This is a genomic window from Tessaracoccus defluvii (assembly GCF_014489575.1).
Taxonomy (GTDB): domain Bacteria; phylum Actinomycetota; class Actinomycetes; order Propionibacteriales; family Propionibacteriaceae; genus Arachnia; species Arachnia defluvii.
Map to the genome: position 1 here is coordinate 3162228 of NZ_CP060789.1, position 17082 is coordinate 3179309.

The following is a 17082-nucleotide window of genomic DNA, read 5'->3' on the forward strand; positions in this document are numbered from 1 at the left end:
TCAGGCCGCCATGCTCTCTTGGATGCGTTCAACCGAGACGTCGTCGCCCCGGAGTTCCGTGGTGATCCGACCCTTGGTGACGACGAGGACCCGGTGGCAGCAGGCCACCAGTTCCGGCTCGTCGTCCGAGATGACGATGATGGCCATCCCCTCGGAGGCCTGTTCGCGCAGCAGTTCGAGGATCTGCTCCTTCGAGCCCACGTCGACGCCCACCGTCGGGCCGTTGAGGATGAGGACCTTCGGCTTGGTGGCAAGCCACTTCGCGAGGACGACGCGCTGAGCGTTGCCGCCGGACAGAGTCCTCACCGCGGCCTTGGCGTTCGGCGCCTTGATGCGCAGCTCCGTGAAGAGCCGGTGGATGGTGGCCTTCACCTTCCGGAAATCGAGCGTGTGCCACCGGGTGCGGTGCTGGTCGAGGGAGCCGGCTGTGATGTTGTCGGCGATGGACTTCTCGAGGAAGAGTCCCTGCGTGAGTCGGTCTTCGGGCACGTAGCCGATGCCCGCGGACACCGACCCGTTGATGCTGGAGAGCTCCACCCGCTCGCCGTCGACGAGGACTTCGCCTCGATCGGGGGGGAGCAGCCCGAACAGGGACTCGGCGATCTCCGTGCGCCCTGAGCCGAGCAGCCCGGTGACGCCGATGATCTCGCCCCGTCGGACGTCGAAGTTGACGTCCCAGAATGCCCCGTTGAGCGTGAGGTCCTTGACCTCCATGCACAGGGGGGACGACTCCGGAAGGTCGGAGACGATGCGGACGTCTTCGATGTCACGGCCGGTCATGTGGCGGGCGATGCTCCGCGTGTCGAATTCGGAGACGGGGCCGGTCTTGACCACCTTGCCGGATCGCATGATCGTCACCTGCTGGGAGATCTGGAGGATCTCGGTCAGCTTGTGGGAGACGAATACCAGCGCCACCCCGCGGTCCCGCAGTTGATCGACGATCTGGAACAGCCGCTTCACTTCCGTGTGCGTCAGGGCCGTCGTCGGCTCATCCATGAAGATGACGCGGGCGTCGCTGACGAGCGCGCGGCAGATGGCGGTGAGCTGCTTGTTCGCGACGGACAGCTCGCCCACTTCGGCGTCCAGGTCGAGGTCGAGCTGGAGTTCGTCGACGATCGCCTTGGCCGTGGCCCTGGCGGCTCCCGACGTGTAGAACTTCTTCTGCACGGCAATGGCCGATGTCAGCACGATGTTCTCCGCCACTGTGAGGCTGGGGAACAGGGAGAAGTCCTGGTAGATGACCTGAATGCCGCTCTCGATCGCCGACGTGGTGTTCATGTGGCGGTGGCTGGCGCCTTCGATGACGATCTCGCCCGAGTCCGGTGTCTCGGCGCCCGAGATGACCTTGATGAGGGTCGACTTCCCGCAGCCGTTCTCGCCTGCGAGGCAGTGGACCTCTCCCGGGTACAGGTCGAGGGACACGTCGTCGAGTGCCTGAACGCCTCCGAATCGCTTTGAGATTCCTCGCACGCTCAGGATTGGCTGCTTATCCCCGCCCGCTGCCTGGGCCGATGTCACGGGTTCCTGCTCCACGGATCCTCCTCGTTCATCGCAGTTGGGGGTGCGCATGAGCGCACCCCCAATGCGACGTGTTGGTCAGAAGTCGAACTGCGCTGCTGCTTCGGCGTCGGCAGCCACCTGGGCGGCGCCGACGAAGACGTTGTCGTAGCCCTCCATGGGCTGCAGGTCGTTGTAGCCCTCGATGCCGAGGTCGGTGCCGGCCTCGATGGTGCCTCCCTCGGCGAGGATCTTGGCGATCTGGAGCTGAGCCTCGCCGGCGAGGGCCGGATCCCAGAAGAAAATCTTGTCGATCGAACCGTCAGCCAGGTACTGGTTGGCAACAGAAGGAATGGACGTGCCCATCACGCACACCTGCTCCTCCAGGCCGGCCTCCTGGACGGCGCGGGCGATGCCGGGGACGTCGTTGCCGGCGGAGCCCTGGAAGGCCTTGATGTTGGGGTACTTGGCCAGGATCTCCTTGGCTCGCTGGTAGGCGGTCTCCTGGTCGTCCGTGCTCTCGATGGGGGTCTCGACCCGCTTCATGTCGGGGAAGTTCGCCTGCTGGTACGCGTAGGCGGCGTCCACCCACTCCATGTGCGTCTTCGCGGTCAGACCGCCGACGAACTGGACGTACTCGCCGGTGCCACCGGTGCATTCGCCGAGGTTGGCCATGATGTCGGAGCCGTAGGAGGCGTTGTCGAAGGCCTCGATGTCGATGTCGACGTTCTTGATGCCGGTGGCCTCATGGGAGACGACGATGATGCCCTGCTCCCGTGCCTGGGCCAGCACGCTCTCAACGGCCTCGGGGGAGTTGGGGACAACAGTGATCGCGGTGGGCTTCTGCGCCACCAGGTCCTGGATGATGGCCACCTGCTTCTCGGGGCTGACGTCGTCCGCGCCCTCCTGGCGTGCATCGATGCCAGTGCGCTTGGCAAACGCCTCGACGCCCTGCTCCATCCTCTGGAACCAGGGGATGGTGGTGGCCTTGACGACCGTGATCATGGTCATGTCGGCCGGGGCGGCCGAGCCGCCCGTGGCCCCGGTGGTGGCCGGGCTGGTTGGATCGCCTCCACCAATGGTGGTGCAGGCGCTGAATGCAAGCGTGAGGCCTGCAGCCATGGCAACGCCCTTGACGAACTGCGTGCGGATCATCCATCGACTCCTTCGTTGACGACTCACCCGGTCAGGTCGGCAGCTCTGCCGAGTCGCCTGTGCCGGTTCACGAGCGAACCTAGACCTCATTCGCAAAGAAAGTCAAGCGGTTCAAGCAGATAACGAACAGATTACGAACATCGTTATGTTTGTTCTCGGACATCAGAAGGGCGTCTGCGTGCCCTGTCGCTGGCCCGGAGATGGAGCGTGACGCGGGTTTGAGTAGTGGCTGGGGCCCGGCGTCATGTTCGGAAGGTTCGGTTCGACTTTCGACCCTGGGACGGCTCCCAAGGCTGCCATCGGGGCCTCCCCATTCTGTGTCCACCACTTCATGTTCGTCTGTGCGCATTGATTGTTCGAAGCCCGATGCTTCCGATAGGCTGAAGGCCTACAAGGAGGTAGCCATGTCCAGGAAGGCACAGATCGTCGACATCCTCACGAGCGAGGGGTTTCAGACGGTCCGGTACCTTGCCAAACGCTTCGAGGTGACCGAGGCCACCATCCGACGTGACCTCATCCAGCTTGAGGGCATGGATCTCGTGCGCCGGACCCACGGCGGAGCGACGAGCGTGAAGCAGTCCGAGACGCCGCCCCAGTTCCGCGAGGTGCTCCATCGTGCCGAGAAGGCGGCCATCGGGAAGGCGATGGCCGAACGGGTGCTGGATGGGCAGACGATCCTGCTCGACAGCGGTACCACCACCCTCGAGGTTGCGCGCCATCTCGATCACGAGCGGGTGACGGTGGTGACCGGGGACCTCCGAGTGGGGATGGAGATCGCCAAGAAGCGGTCGCTACATCTCGTGTTCATCGGAGGCGAGTTGCTCCCGAACTCGTACACGATGTGGGGGCCCACCACCGTGCAGGAGATCTCGAACCTCCGTGTCGATGTGGCCATCTTCGGTGCCGACACGGTCACAGAGCAGGGCCTGCAGCACTCCACCAGCTACGAGGTCGAGCAGAAGAGGCGGATGCGCTCCATCGCACGCGAGGCGTTCTTCGTCGCCGACAGCTCCAAGTTCGGCCGCGAGGGCCTCTTCCAGGTGTTCGACCTGAGTGAGTTCACGGCAGGGATCTCTGACGCGACGCTCGATCCGCTGAGGGCCTCGCAGTTCCCCATCCCGATCATTCGAGCCAACGTGTCGCAGGGTCTCTGAGGCTCCAGTCGACCGGGTGATCCGTCCATTGAAACGATTTGATATAGGCTCCCTCGCGGCCGTCTGATCGAAGGGGATCCCCACATGCCGCAGGTTCGCAGCGCCTCGCCCAGCCAGCCCGCGGCGCCACGCGCGCTGAAGGCCGACGGTCTGACCGAACCGATCGGCAGCACCTCACGGGCCCCTCGCCTGACCTGGCGTCACGACGGCCGGCAGGCCTCGGCCTTCCTGGTGCGCGCCCACGACGAGGCGGGCGCCGAACTGTTCGCCGTCGAGATCGACGGACGGTCGCACGCCTTGGCCTGGCCGGCGGCCCCGCTGGCCGATCTCCAGCGCGTCTCCTGGAGCGTGACGGCGCTCGCCGACTCTGAGGAACTCGGCCGCGCCGACTCGTGGCTCGAGACCGCCTTCGACGGGGCGTGGCCCGCGGCGGCCGTCACCCACCCGCGTGGCTGGAACCCGGAGCCGACCCCGGGCCCCTGCCCGAGCTGCGTACCAGCTTCCACCTCGACGCTCCCGTGCGCTCGGCCCGGCTGTACCTGACCGGCGAGGGTGTCGTCGTCCCGCTCATCAACGGCGCCGAGGCCATCGCCGGACAACTCGAGCCCGGCTACGGAGTGCCCGGCCGCTACGCGCTCGCCTCCGCCTGGGACGTGACAACGCTCCTTGTCCCGGGGCGGAACGGCGTCGAGCTCCGGCTCGGGGCTGGCACGGTCCACGCCGTCCGCGGCCCGGACCGGTACGCCAAGTTCGAGCACAGCGGCCACCCCGTGTGGGCCGCCGCGCTGATCCGCGTCCAGCTGGTCGACGGCAGGGTGATCGAGATCCCGACGGACGCGACCTGGGAGGCGCGGCAGGGTCCGATCGCCGTCTCGTCCTGGTTTGGCGGCGAGCGCGTGGCGCCCGGCGAGACCGGCCCCTGGGGTCCGTGCGCCGTCATCACCGCCCTCCCCGACGTGTGGTGGCGGGCCACCCCTCCCATCGTGGTGACCGAGACCTTGGCGCCGGTCGGGATCGAGGTCTCCGGCCCGGCGGACCTCCTCATCGACTTCGGCCTGAACTCGGCCGGCCGACCGAGGCTAACGCTGCGCGACGCCGTCCCGGGCGAGCCGGTAACGCTCCGGCCAGGCGAGCTCGTCCGGGACGGGCGGGTCGACCAGGCCAACACGGGCTCCCCGATCTTCGATCGCGTCGTCCCGGAGACCGCAGCGCTGGACTGGCGTCCCGTCACCGTCTACCACGGCGCACGCTACGTCGAGGCGACCGGCCTGACGGCCGAAGATGCCGCAGCGACCCGGTTCGAGGTGATGCGGGCCGGCAACGAGCAGGTCGGACGCTTCTCGTCCAGCCACCCGGTCCTCGGCCCCCTCCACACCATGATCGACCGGGCCATCGCCTCGAACATGTACGCGGTGTTCACCGACTGCCCGCACCGCGAGAAGCTGGGCTGGCTCGAGCAGCTGCACTACTGCTTCACGGCCCTCACAAGGACCTACGACGTTCAGGCCCACATGACCGAGATGGTCAGGCACATGGTGGCCGCGCAACAGGAGGATGGCCTCGTCCCCAACATCGCGCCCGAGCTGGTCGTGTTCAACGACTACGCCATCGACGGCGACCAGGAGGCCTTCCGCAGCGACGTGAACTGGGGCAGGGCCGTCATCGAGGTCCCGCTGCGGCTGTACCGCCACTACGGCGATCCGCGAGTGGTCGAGGAGGCCTTCCCCGGGATGGTCCGGTACCTAGACTACGTCAGGGACCGCGCGGTCGACGGGATCATCGACTTCGGCCTCGGCGACTGGATCGCGCTGGCATCCACCCCGCGCGCCATGGCGACCACCCATGGTTGGGCGCTGGCGCTCGAGAGCGCGAGTGCCTGCGCCGAGATCGTCGGCGAGCAGGTGCTGGCTGCGCGTTACCGGGAGGAGGCCCACGCCGTCTGGACGGCGTTCGGCGAGACCTTCCGCGCGGCCGACGGCACCTGGGGGTCGGGCAGCCAGGGCAGTCTCGCCCTCGCCTGGTCCAACCCGCTGCTCGCAGACGAGGAGCGGGCCTGCGTGTACCGAGGCCTGCTCGACGCCATCCGCGACGCGGGCGACGCGTTCACCGTCGGCGAGAACGCGCTGCCCTTCCTACTTGAGGCGCTCTCGACGAACGGCGACGACGACCTGCTCCTGCGGATTCTCGAGCGTCCGGACGTCCCCGGCTACGGGCTGCAGGTCGCCTCCGGATCGACGGCACTGACCGAGTCGTGGGAGGGGAGCGAGGGGACGGACGGGGTCATCTCCCAGAACCACTTCATGCTCGGCGCCATCGAGGACTGGCTCATGGAGCGGGTCGGTGGACTGCGTCAGGCCCCCGGATCGGTCGGCTGGGCCTCCGTCGAGGTCGCCCCGGTCGCGCCGGCCGGTGTCGACGACGCGGAGACGGTCTTCGACTCGCCGGTCGGCAGGTTCCGGGTCGCCTGGCGACGCACGGATAGGGGTGTCGAGCTCGAGGTGGAGGCGCCTCCGGGCGTCGACGTCGCGGTGAAGGCGCCGGCCGACTGGGTGCTCCACCCGATCGCGTCGGCGGGTGGACGCTGGCTACCTCGTCCCCCCGAAGGGCATCAGCGTCGGCACCCAGTTTCTGCGCTCCGGCATCAAGTACGACGACCTGACGGAGGCGGAGAAGGACCAGTGGGACACGCTCGACTGGGGGGAGGGTGGCCCACCCAGCGAAGTCGGCGCCGAGGAGATCAACCGATTCCTGTTCAACGAGGACACCGTAGGCAAGGTGCTGGAGACCTTGATGGTGCAGGGATACAAGGTGGCCGGGGAGATCGCCTGGGCAAGACGATCATCTTCGCCAAGTCCCAGAAGCATGCGGAGTTCATCGAGAAGCGCTTCAACCTCGCCTACCCTGAGTTCGCTGGCCAGTTCGCCCGCGTGATCACCCACGGCACGCCGTACGCCCAGTCGATGATCGATGACTTCTCGATCATGGAGAAGGCGCCGCACATCGCGATCAGCGTCGACATGCTCGACACCGGCATCGATGTCCCCGAGGTCGTGAACCTCGTGTTCTTCAAGATGGTGCGCTCGAAGTCGAAGTTCTGGCAGATGATCGGCCGTGGCACCCGACTGCGCCCCGATCTGTTCGGCCCCGGCGAAGACAAGCAGGACTTCCTTGTCTTCGACTTCTGCGGCAACCTCGAGTACTTCAGCCAGGACCTCCCCGGGTCCCAGGGGCAGACGCAGAAGTCACTGACCCAGCGGATCTTTGAGGCTCGGCTCGGGCTCGTCACTGCGATTGGCGACGCGGAACCCGATCTGCGCGCGTCCACCGTCAAGACGCTCCACGCGGTGATCGCCGGGATGAACCTCGACAACTTCGTCGTCCGCCCACACCGCAGAACCGTCGAGACATACGGGGCTGCAAGCGCGTGGAACCGCATCTCGCCGGAGGACTCGGAGGCGCTGCTCACCCTCGCTGGGCTGCCGTCGTCGGTCCGCGACGACGACGAGGATGCCAAGCGCTTCGACCTGCTCATTCTGCGTCGCCAGCTGGCGCAACTGGATGGGGATGTGGTGTTGGCCGAGCGCCTGCGTGAGGCCGTCCAGCACATCGCCGCGATGCTGCTCGGCAAGACCACGATCCCGAGCGTCGCCGAGCAGGCTCTGCTGCTGGAGTCCGTGGCGGGCGACGAGTGGTGGATCGACGTGACGCTGCCGATGCTGGAGCTCGTCCGGCTCCGCATCCGCGGCCTCGCGCGGTTCATCGAGAAGACGGCCCGCAATCCGATCTACACCGACTTCGAGGACACGATCGGCGAGGGCTTGGAGGTGGTTCTGCCCCGCGTCACGCCCGGCACAAACTTCGAACGCTTCCGGGCCAAGGCCGAGGCGTACCTTCGTGAGCACCTGGACAACCTTGCTCTCCAGCGACTCCGGCGGAACAAGCAGCTCACGGGGAACGACTTGACCGTACTGGAGCAGATGCTGGTGGCGTCCGGAGGTCATCAGGGCGACATTGTCTGGGCGAATGAGCGAACAGGCGGCCTCGGCATATTCGTCCGCGGCCTCGTTGGGCTCGATCGTGCTGCCGCGATGGATGCGTTTGCCCACTACCTCAACGGGGCGGTGTTCTCGGTCGAGCAGGTGCGCTTCGTCAACCTCATCGTCGAAGAACTCACCAAGAACGGCGTCATGGAGCCGAAGCGGCTCTTCGAGTCGCCGTACACCGACCACGCTCCCACCGGCCCTGACCACTTCTTCCCAGAGGCAGACGTGGACGCGATCGTCGAGACGCTGAACGGCATCAAGCGCACGGCCCTGCCTGAGGACGTCGCGTGAACACAGGCCTGTGGATTGAGATCGGAACTCTCCTTGTCGCCACCGTCGGTGTCGTGGGCGGACTGCTGGCCCTGCGACAAGCCAACCGACAGCGGCGGCTCGACCTCGGGGGTCTCTACCTTCAGCGCTACTGGGAGATCGACGACGATCTCTTGCGCCTCCCCAAGGGCAGCCCGAGCACACGCGGGCGCGGCATCGGTATCTGCGTCTGTGCGAGGACGAGTTTGAGGCGGCTCGGCGGGGGTGGCTCGAGCCTGATCAGTGGAACGTCTGGCATGCCTGGTTGGCTGAGGATGCGGCCCGCGCTCAGGTTGATGTGGACCTCATCGCCTGCAAGGCGCCAGTCGACAGATTCCTGCTCCTGCGCGAGTGTTCCTCCGTCTCGGCCCAGCATTCGTGGAAGGAGTGCCCGGCGCGCGTCCGGGTGGGCTGAGCGAGGCTGGAGCCCGCCCAGCGGGCATGGTAGGGATGGTCTCGACCTCTGAGCAGAGAGGAGACGCCGTGACTTCTCCCTTCCACCGTCCTCCCAGTGTGCCGTTCGAACTCGGCCGCACGCGTCGCGTGACATGGCGGCTGCATCCTGCGCTGAGCGACGTGCTGACCACGTTGGATGGAACCTCGTTCGGAAAGGCATGCACGGACCGTGCCGCCGAGATCTCGACGGCCGGTGTCTTCGCAGATCCGGTCGACCAGTCTGGGGCGCTGACGGCGCATCGGTGGGTGCTCGAACGTGCGGACGGGGAAGGGCTACCGCTCACGGCCGCCGGGTACCTCAAGCCCGCGGACGTCAAGGCACTCGCGGCACTGATGCCGGTGATGAGCGACTGGATCTTCCCCGTGTCGCGGGAGGTTGACGCGCATCCGGTGCTGGACTTCCGCGAGCACCTCAAGCTCGTCGGGCTGCTCCGCAAGTACAAGGGCACCCTGCGGCTCACGAAGGCAGGTCGCGCGGTGCTCGTCGATACACCTGAACTGTGGCGGTACCTCGCCAATGCACTCATCCCCCCGGAGCACGGCTTCGCGGCTGACGCGTCTGGCGTCATCCTCCTCGACGCGGCCACCGCCGAAGGCGAGATCGACATCGATGCGATCGCTCGGACAGTGACCGCGCTCGGATGGTCCCATCGTGACGGCAGCCCGGTCTCACGAAGCGAGATCCATGGTGTGTGGAACGGCCTCTGGAACGTGATCGGCAACATCGGTGAGAGGGCAGATGGCCATCGTTCGGAGCGAAAGGTCAGTGCCGCAGCTCGCATGCTCATCCACAACGCCTTGTTCGAGGAGGTTGGCGCGACAGGGCAAGCCCGCGCCCCTCGCTAAGCTCGCCACGCAGGCGTCCCATCGCCCGCACCCGAACACTGGAGACCCTGTGACCGTCCACTCCGTCGCCGTCAGCACCCCCGCCCCGCCCGTTCCTCTTCTGCGGGCTCTCGGCGACGACCGCGTCAGCGTCAACTCCCGCTTCGTCGCCGTCGACGGCGAGCCGGTCTTCCCCGTCTCCGGCGAGATCCACTACTCCCGCATCCCCCGCGAACTGTGGGACGACGTCCTCCGCGGCGCCCGCGCCGGCGGCCTCACCCACGTCGCCACCTACGCCTTCTGGAACCATCACGAGGACGCCGACGGCACCCTCTCCTTCGACGGCGACCTCGACGTCCGCCACTTCCTCGAACTCGCCGCCGGCCACGGCCTCGGCCTGCTCCTGCGGCTCGGCCCCTACGTCCACTCCGAGGCCCGCCACGGAGGACTGCCTGTCCGGATCGCCGACGCCGACTGGAAGGTCCGCACCAACGATCCGGGCTACCTCGTCGAGGTCGAGAAGTGGTACGCCGCCCTGTTCGAGCAGGTCCGGGGCCTCGAACTGTTCGGCGTGCAGGTCGACAACGAGCTCTACGACGGGCCCGACCACCTCGCCGAGCTCCGCCGGATCGCGGAGCGTGTCGGCTTCACCGCGCCGCTGTGGACCGCCACCGCCTGGGGCGCCGCCCAGCTGCCCGACGACGTGTTCCCCCTCTACGGCGGCTACACCGACTCCTTCTGGATCGAGGCCACCGACCTGCGTGACGACCGCAGCCTCAGCAACTTCTACATCAGCCACGTCCGCGACGACGCTGGCATCGGCGCCGACCACCGGATGCAGGGCCTGCCCCTGCCCGACGAGCTCGACGTGACCCCCGCCGACGACCACCCCTTCGCCACCTGTGAACTCGGCGGCGGCATGCTGGCCGCTTACCACCGTCGCCCCGTCGTGACCGGGCGCGACATCGAGGCCCTTGGCCTGGCCAAGCTCGCCTCCGGCAGCATCTGGCAGGGCTACTACATGTACGCCGATGGCCGGAACCCGCGCCGCGGCCTACAGGAATGCCACGCCGTCGGCGAACCGAACGACTTCATGGAGATCGGCTACGACTTCGGCGCCTCCCTCACCCTCGACGGCGTCCCGCGTGAAACCTGGTTCCGGCTGCGCCGTCAGCACCTGTTCCTCGAGCGGTGGGGGAGCGGACTCGCCGCCATGCCCGCGGTCATCCCCGCCGACACGCCGGCCCAGCCCGACGTCACCTCCCTGCGCTGGAGCGTCCGCTCCGACGGCGAACGCGGCTTCCTGTTCGTGGTCAACCACCAGCCGACCGACGTCCTGTCCGCCCACGGGGACGCCGTCTTCCGGGTCGAACTGCCCGGCCGCACCGTCGAGTTCCCCGCGATCGACATCCCGTCCGGGGCCGCGTTCGTGCTGCCCTTCGGGCTGGCGGTCGGCGGCGTCACCCTCGACTGGGCGACGGCGCAGCCCATCACCGAAGTGGAGTGGGAGGGACTGCCCCTGCTCGTGCTGGCGGAGATCGGCTCCGTGCCGGCCCGCTTCGCCACCGACGCAGACGTCGTCGAGATCGAGCAGCCGGGCCACGGCCGCTGGTTCCGCCTGGAATCGGCCGGCCAGGCGCGCGCCCACATCCTCGTCGTGTCGGAGGAGGAAAGCCTCCGGCTCGGGGTCCTGGACGGCCGCCTCGTGTTCTCCGACGGCATCCCGACCGACGGCCCCGCACCCGTGACGGCGACCGCCGAGGTCGGGTGGGAAGCCCGGGCGGAGGCCGGAACACCGCCCGCGTCGGTGGTGGCCCCGAACGGCCGCGCCTCGATCCCGCTGGACTGGTCGTCGGCCGCGCGGTTCCGGCTGGCCGACCTTTCCCTGACGGGGACGCTGGTCCTCGACTGGGAGGGCGACATCGCCCGGGCCTGGGACGGTGACCGTCTCGTCAGCGACGCCATCTACAACGGCCGCCAGTGGCGCATCACTGCCCCCGAGCGGGCCGGCGCGGCCGAACTGACGGTCGAGATCCTGCCCCTGGCGCCCGACGCCCCGGTGCTGGTGTGTGCGGGCCGCCCGAACGGGACCGGGATCGTCGCGGCGAGCCTGGAGTCGGCGCTCCGACCCCTGACCTGACGGTAGGAGTGGTCAGCCCTGAGGAGCTAGGGGAGGAAGCCCGGTGAGACCGCGCCAGACTGCCGCGGCTTCCTCTACCCTGGGGCCGTCGAGCGAGATGAGCGTCCCGCCTGGCGGACGGGGCTCGCGGCCTGAGTTGGTCAGGGGGCCGATGATGAAGCGCGGCCGGTACCCGAGATGGGGCAGGCCGGCGCCGTCGTCGTCGGTCAGCGGCTGCGCCCGGACAACTCGCTCAATGTCCTGAGTGGTATCGGCGACCTCGGTGCCGTCCGAGGTGAGTGGTTCCAGATGACAACTCAGTATCTCGTTATCGCAACATCCCTCGTGGCCCGGTGCCGTTTCGTCCGGGCTGGCAGAGTTGTCGTCACGAAACGAAGGAGCCCTCCCATGTCGACACTCCGGACGCTGGCACTACTGGCAGGTGCGCTGCTCGCGACATCCTGCGCCTCCGCGGTCCCCGCCACTCCGCCCACGGGCGGCACCCCCGTCGGGGTCACCTGGGCCCTCGAAGACCTGGGCGGGCAGAAGCCTGTCGACGGCTCTCCCGTCACGCTCACCTTCGCCGACGGCGGCGCCGTGACCGGCTCCGGCGGCTGCAACCGCCTCGCGGGCACCTACGAGATCGACGGCGCCCGGCTCACGTTCGGCGAGGCGATGTCGTCCACCGCGATGGCCTGCTCCGACGACGTGATGGCCGTCGAAACCGCCCTCCTCGACGCCCTCGTCCAGACCCGCGGCTTCGCCGTCGACGACGAGACCCTGACGCTCACCTCCGACGACGGCTCGACGCTCGCCACCTTCGCCGCCCAGGCGCAGGGCCTGGCCGGCACCTCGTGGGTTCTGACCGGCTACAACAACGGAGCCCAGGCGGTCGTGAGCCCGATCCTCGGCGTCGAGGTCACGCTCGCGTTCGGCGACGACGGCAGCCTCTCCGGGTTCGGCGGCTGCAACAGGCTGTTCGGCGACTACACCTCCGCCGACGGTGAGATCTCGTTCGGCCTCGTCGGATCGACCCGCATGGCCTGCGCCTCCCCCGAGGGCGTCATGGAGCAGGAGGCCGCCTTCATCGCCGCCCTCAGCACTGCCGCGACCTACACGATCGAGGGCGACAAGCTCGCGATGCGGACCGCCGACGACGCCATGGCCGTCAACTTCGTCCGCGGCTGATCGGGGCGCATGGGCCAACCCATGGTGGAGCTCCGCGTTGATCGTGACAGCGTCGCGATGGGCGACGACGTCGAGTCCCATGCCCGGATCCGGCACGTCGCGGGCTCGCCGGTCAACGTCGTCTTCCGCTACTTCGTCCAGATCGATCCGGCTTGGCTCTTCGACCGCCTCGCCGCGGGGGAGCGCGCCGACCGGATCTGCCGGTTCACCCACCGCGGCGTGGCCTGGCGCAGAGTCGCTGGCCTCCACAAATGCGAGCTCGGCCAGGTCGACGGAGATACCTTCCCAAGAGCATTGAGGACGTCCACGCCCCCTATCTGCGGGCCGCGCCCGACCGGAGTCTGTCCGTGGCGACGGCTAACGACTCCTGCAGACCCGTGAACGCGCCTGCGACGGGTGTCTCGCGCCCTATTGCGACGGCCGCCTCCTCCAGCGTCTCGTCGACAAGGTCGGCTGCGGCCCGTAGCCCCCAGCCGCCGAGTTCCGCGGCCAGGTCCTCGCGGGTGAGCTCGGCGGGCCGGTAACGCCCATTCACCGCGAGCGCCATCCTGCCGTCGATGGTGAGGTGAGCCTGCGGTACGAAGTCGTACGCAGGGGCGAGGCGGACGCCGTCGTCGAGATGTAGCAACCCGAGGTTCTTCGCATGCATGTCGGTGTTCCCGATCGCAACCGCGAGGGTCACCATCCTTCCAAGCCTCTCCAGGTCACGCCGCGTCGCGTGACGGTAGAGGGCATCAGCGATGCGGCGGAGGCTGACAACGCCACCCATCTCCTGGTACTTCTCGTTGCCGGAGGCGCCGAGCACCTGATTGAAGTCCTCCTGGTGGAGTCGGCGGCCGTCCTCCCGATCGAACCGTTCGACCACGAGCGCCGGGAGTCCGGCGAAGTCGTGGATCGACGTCGCGAACTCAGCTAGGCCGAGGGAGGAAGCGATTCGGGAGCCGTATTCCTCGTCGTAGATGACCGATGCGTTCGCGCCGGGGAGCTGCGGCTTGAGAAGGTGTGTCGTCGGATACCCGCCCAGAGACTGCGCCCAGCCGGTGGGCGTGGCGACGAGAACGATCTTGGGCTGCACGCCACCGAGGGAGGACCTGCCCAGCACCGTGTCGTTGGCCAAGGGTGAGCGAATGGGATCCTCCAACAGCGTCCGCACCTCCTGGTCGGTGACGGCCCTGAGTGAGGGGATGAGGGGCTCCGTGGGGTCGTCGAGGTCCCAGATCTGGAGAGCGCCCGCGACGTCGCGGCCGTAGCGTGCCAGGAACGACGGCGTGTCTCCGCGTCGGAGCCCCGCAAGGGTCAGCAGGTGCTCATACTGGTCACCCTCCGGAAGGAGCTCAGCGAACCAGTTTCTGCGGCGCCCGGCATGGTCGCGCCGAGGGGATGGCGCCAGCGGAATGGAGACCGACAACGCCGGGCTGTTGACCCCGAAACGGTCGATGGCTCCGGGGAAAGGGACGAAGTCGAACGTGCGGGCATCCCCCTCGAGAGTGCCCAGCCGGGTCTCACCCAGCTCAATCGCGAGGCGCATCGACGTCGTCCTCCCAGGTGGCCGAGAATTCGATCCCCGTGACGCTCGCCAGTTCGAGGAGGCGGCGCACCAGGATCGTCGTCTGCCCGCTCTCGATCGCGCTGATCGTGCTCTGTGTCGAGTCGATCTCCTGCGCCAGTTCGACCTGCGACAAGCCCCTGGCCAGTCGGGCCTGTTGGATCGCCAACCCGAAGTCGGCGGGTGCCCTCAACCGTGCCACGCGCTTCACCACGTCCCCTCCCATCGTGAAATAACGATACGTCATCGGTATCTAGATTTCCAGATGTCAACCCAATATCCCGTTATCGCGATATTCCTCGGAGTCGGATGTCTCGACCGCGATGGCCTGCTCCGACGACGGCTCGCCGACGACACCATCGCCGTCAACTTCCACCGCGTCTGAGCGGGGGAGGGCGGCTCACGGGTGACGCTCCCGCACCCGTAGCCATTAGGCTGTCTCCGATGTCCACCACGCGCGCAGAGGCCGCCTACCGGCGTTCAGCCGCGGCCTTCCGGAATCCGATGCTCGGCCTCCTCCACGGCCGCTACGCCCCCTTCGTCGTCGCCGTCCTCTCGGTCGTCTTCACCGCCGACCGCGCGACGGTGGCCGTCTCCGACGCCCACGCCGAGATCGCAGAGGTCATCGACCAGCTCCGCGGCGCAGGCTACGACCACGACGAGCGCCGCATCCCGTCCGGCACCGCCCGCGAGATCTGCCGCTACTGGGTCAAGGTCGGCTGGCTGGTGCCGCAGATCGAGGACGACGTCGAGGTCTACCGCCTGTCCGCCCAGGCCGTCGGCGCCCTCGAGGTGGCCGGTCGCGCCGGCGGGGGCCGCACCCGCGTCTCGCAGTCCCGCGTCCGCACGCTGCTCGAGTCCGTCGACCGGCTGAGCGTCGACGCCGACGACGACCGTGACGCCCGCATCGCCCGCCTCCGCGCCGACCGCGACCAGCTCGACGCCGAGATCGTCCGCCTCGAGGGCGGCGGCGACGTCGAACCCCTCGACGAGGAGCAGCTGCTGGAGGAGGCGGAGAACATCCTCCACCTGGCCCGCGAGCTGCCCGCCGACTTCTCCCGCGTCGCCGAGTCCATCAACGCCATGCAGCGCGACGTCGTCACGGCACTGCGCCAGGACGTCCGCCCCACCGGCGAGGTGCTCCGCGAGTACCTTCAACGCGGCCAGCACATCATGCAGGCCACCCCGGAGGGCCGCGCCTTCGCCGGCGCGTTGCGGCTCATCGGCGAGCCCGAACACATCGACCACCTGGCCGACCAGCTGCACACCCTCATGGCCAAGCCGTTCGCCCGCCTGCTCGCCGTCGAGCAGCGCGCCGACCTGCGGGCCATCAGCCGCCGCGTCGAGCTGGGCGTCGAGGAGGTCCTGACGGCGCAGCGACGCGCGTCGCACGTCATCACCGCGCAGGTCCGTACCCATGACCCGATCCGCGACCGGCAGGTCGACGACCTCCTCCGCGACGTCATGGCCGGCCTCCAGACCTGGATGCAGACCTCACGCCCCGGCGACCGCATCGACCCGCTGCGCAGCTTCCCCGTCGCCGACGTCGGCCACCTGCGCCAGTCGCTCAGCGACATCCGCCCACCCGGCGCGCCGGACAAGCTCACCGAGGTCGACGGCGACGCCGTCGACTTCCTCGACGCCGACGAGCGCTCCTGGGGCGGCCCCCACTACGTCGAACTCGAGCGCTACGTCGCCGGCCTCGGCGACACGTTCGACCTCGGCGCCGCCTTCGAGGACGGCCCGGCCGCCAACCGTCGCCCCGTCGACCTCCTCGGCCTGCTCGAGATCGCCCACCGCAACGGCATGACCGAGGGCGACGACGTCACCATCGTCGAGGCGCTGCGCCCGGACGGCACCCGCCGCCGGTTCGCGTTCGGCTCCGTCACCGCCCGCACCACGAAGGAGCAGTCCGTTGACTGACGAGACCACCGGCTTCATCGCGCCCGTCGCCATGGAGAACGACCTGGGCGAGCTCTTCGCTGGAGATAGGGGCGTCCTCGACCACGACATCCGCCGCGTGCTCGTCCGCCTCCTGCAGCGCCGCTTCCTGCTGAAGGAACGCAGCCGCGACGACTGGAAGGTGCTGCTCGACAACCAGCAGGTCATCGAGTCGCGCCTCAACGACCTCTTCGTCCGCCTTGAGATCGACCACGAGCGCGGCGTCGCCTACAAGTCGCAGGTCCGCCCCGACGAGCTCGAGGTGCCGATCCTGCTGCGCGACGACGCCTACACCCGCGCGGAGACCCTTGTGCTGGTTCACCTCCGCACGATCTTCCAGCGCGAGAGCACGGCCGGCGAGCAGTCGGCCCGCGTCGACATCGAGGAGATCGAGCAGACGGTGCTCACCTACTTCGCCGACTCCGACGGCGACGTCGCCCGTCGTCAGAAGGCCATCCGCGGCGCGCTGGCGCGACTGCGCAACGAGGGCATCGTCGAGGAGGAGTCGGAGGGCCGCTACCGGATCAGCCCGATCGTCGAGATCGTGCTCAGCTCCGAGCGGCTGCGCGAACTCGCGGCCTGGCTGCGCGACAACGCCGGCGGCCGGACCCGCGCCGAGGCCGACACCGTCGAGACCGTCGACGATGATGACGACACCGACGACGTGGCCGCCGAGCTGGGGGAGGTCGACGAGTCCGAGTTCGACGCAGGCCGCCCCGAACCCGACGACGACGCCACAGCCGACGACCTCGACGGCGCCGACGACCCCGAGCAGGACGACGACGGACCTCACGCGCCCGATCCCGACACCCAGCCCGCCCTCGACGAGGAAGGAGTCACGCCGTGACC

At 68.4% G+C, this 17082-nt stretch carries 12 protein-coding genes; 8 read left to right on the forward strand and 4 right to left on the reverse strand.

The window, feature by feature from the left end; genetic code table 11:
• Entirely contained in the window at positions 1–1422 is a 1422-nt protein-coding gene (locus H9L22_RS14980) for a sugar ABC transporter ATP-binding protein (protein WP_264292476.1), read from the reverse strand.
• Positions 1423–1596: 174 nt separating this feature from the next.
• Entirely contained in the window at positions 1597–2652 is a 1056-nt protein-coding gene (locus tag H9L22_RS14985) for an autoinducer 2 ABC transporter substrate-binding protein (RefSeq protein ID WP_187720611.1), read from the reverse strand.
• Positions 2653–3056: 404 nt separating this feature from the next.
• Between H9L22_RS14985 and H9L22_RS14990 the strand changes: the two genes are divergently transcribed.
• The 6 genes from H9L22_RS14990 to H9L22_RS15025 all read left to right on the forward strand — a co-directional run bounded on the left by H9L22_RS14990 (position 3057) and on the right by H9L22_RS15025 (position 12746).
• The gene (locus H9L22_RS14990; protein WP_187720612.1) at positions 3057–3806 is read left to right on the forward strand and encodes a DeoR/GlpR family DNA-binding transcription regulator; all 750 of its coding nucleotides are present in this window, start codon (positions 3057–3059) and stop codon (positions 3804–3806) included.
• An 84-nt stretch (positions 3807–3890) separates the two neighbouring features.
• Entirely contained in the window at positions 3891–4349 is a 459-nt protein-coding gene (locus H9L22_RS14995) for a glycoside hydrolase family 78 protein (RefSeq protein WP_187720613.1), read from the forward strand.
• Positions 4325–8140, forward strand: coding sequence for a family 78 glycoside hydrolase catalytic domain (locus tag H9L22_RS19155; RefSeq protein ID WP_226965897.1), 3816 nt, complete (start codon positions 4325–4327; stop codon positions 8138–8140). Before H9L22_RS14995 ends, H9L22_RS19155 begins: the two co-directional genes overlap by 25 nt.
• 501 nt (positions 8141–8641) lie before the next feature.
• Complete coding sequence (locus tag H9L22_RS15015) at positions 8642–9460, forward strand: hypothetical protein (protein WP_187720614.1); 819 nt, start codon at positions 8642–8644, stop codon at positions 9458–9460.
• Between the two features lie 49 nt (positions 9461–9509).
• Entirely contained in the window at positions 9510–11579 is a 2070-nt protein-coding gene (locus H9L22_RS15020) for a beta-galactosidase (RefSeq protein ID WP_187720615.1), read from the forward strand.
• Between the two features lie 387 nt (positions 11580–11966).
• Positions 11967–12746 (forward strand): META domain-containing protein, encoded by a 780-nt coding sequence (locus H9L22_RS15025; protein ID WP_187720616.1) that lies wholly within the window; start codon positions 11967–11969, stop codon positions 12744–12746.
• Positions 12747–13059: 313 nt separating this feature from the next.
• On the opposite strand, the gene H9L22_RS15030 is transcribed toward H9L22_RS15025, so the two are convergent.
• Positions 13060–14274: a type II toxin-antitoxin system HipA family toxin gene (locus tag H9L22_RS15030; RefSeq protein WP_187720617.1), complete on the reverse strand. Its 1215-nt coding sequence runs from the start codon at positions 14272–14274 to the stop codon at positions 13060–13062.
• On the reverse strand, positions 14258–14506 hold the full coding sequence (locus H9L22_RS15035) for a helix-turn-helix domain-containing protein (RefSeq protein WP_226965898.1): 249 nt from the start codon (positions 14504–14506) through the stop codon (positions 14258–14260). The genes H9L22_RS15030 and H9L22_RS15035 overlap by 17 nt, the downstream gene beginning before the upstream one ends.
• A 230-nt stretch (positions 14507–14736) precedes the next feature.
• Between H9L22_RS15035 and H9L22_RS15040 the strand changes: the two genes are divergently transcribed.
• Both H9L22_RS15040 and H9L22_RS15045 read left to right on the forward strand, forming a co-directional pair.
• A complete protein-coding gene (locus tag H9L22_RS15040) occupies positions 14737–16215 on the forward strand; it encodes a DUF3375 domain-containing protein (RefSeq protein WP_187720618.1) in 1479 nt (492 codons plus the stop codon).
• Complete coding sequence (locus tag H9L22_RS15045) at positions 16208–17080, forward strand: DUF4194 domain-containing protein (protein ID WP_226965899.1); 873 nt, start codon at positions 16208–16210, stop codon at positions 17078–17080. Before H9L22_RS15040 ends, H9L22_RS15045 begins: the two co-directional genes overlap by 8 nt.
• The last annotated feature ends 2 nt before the right edge of the window (positions 17081–17082 follow it).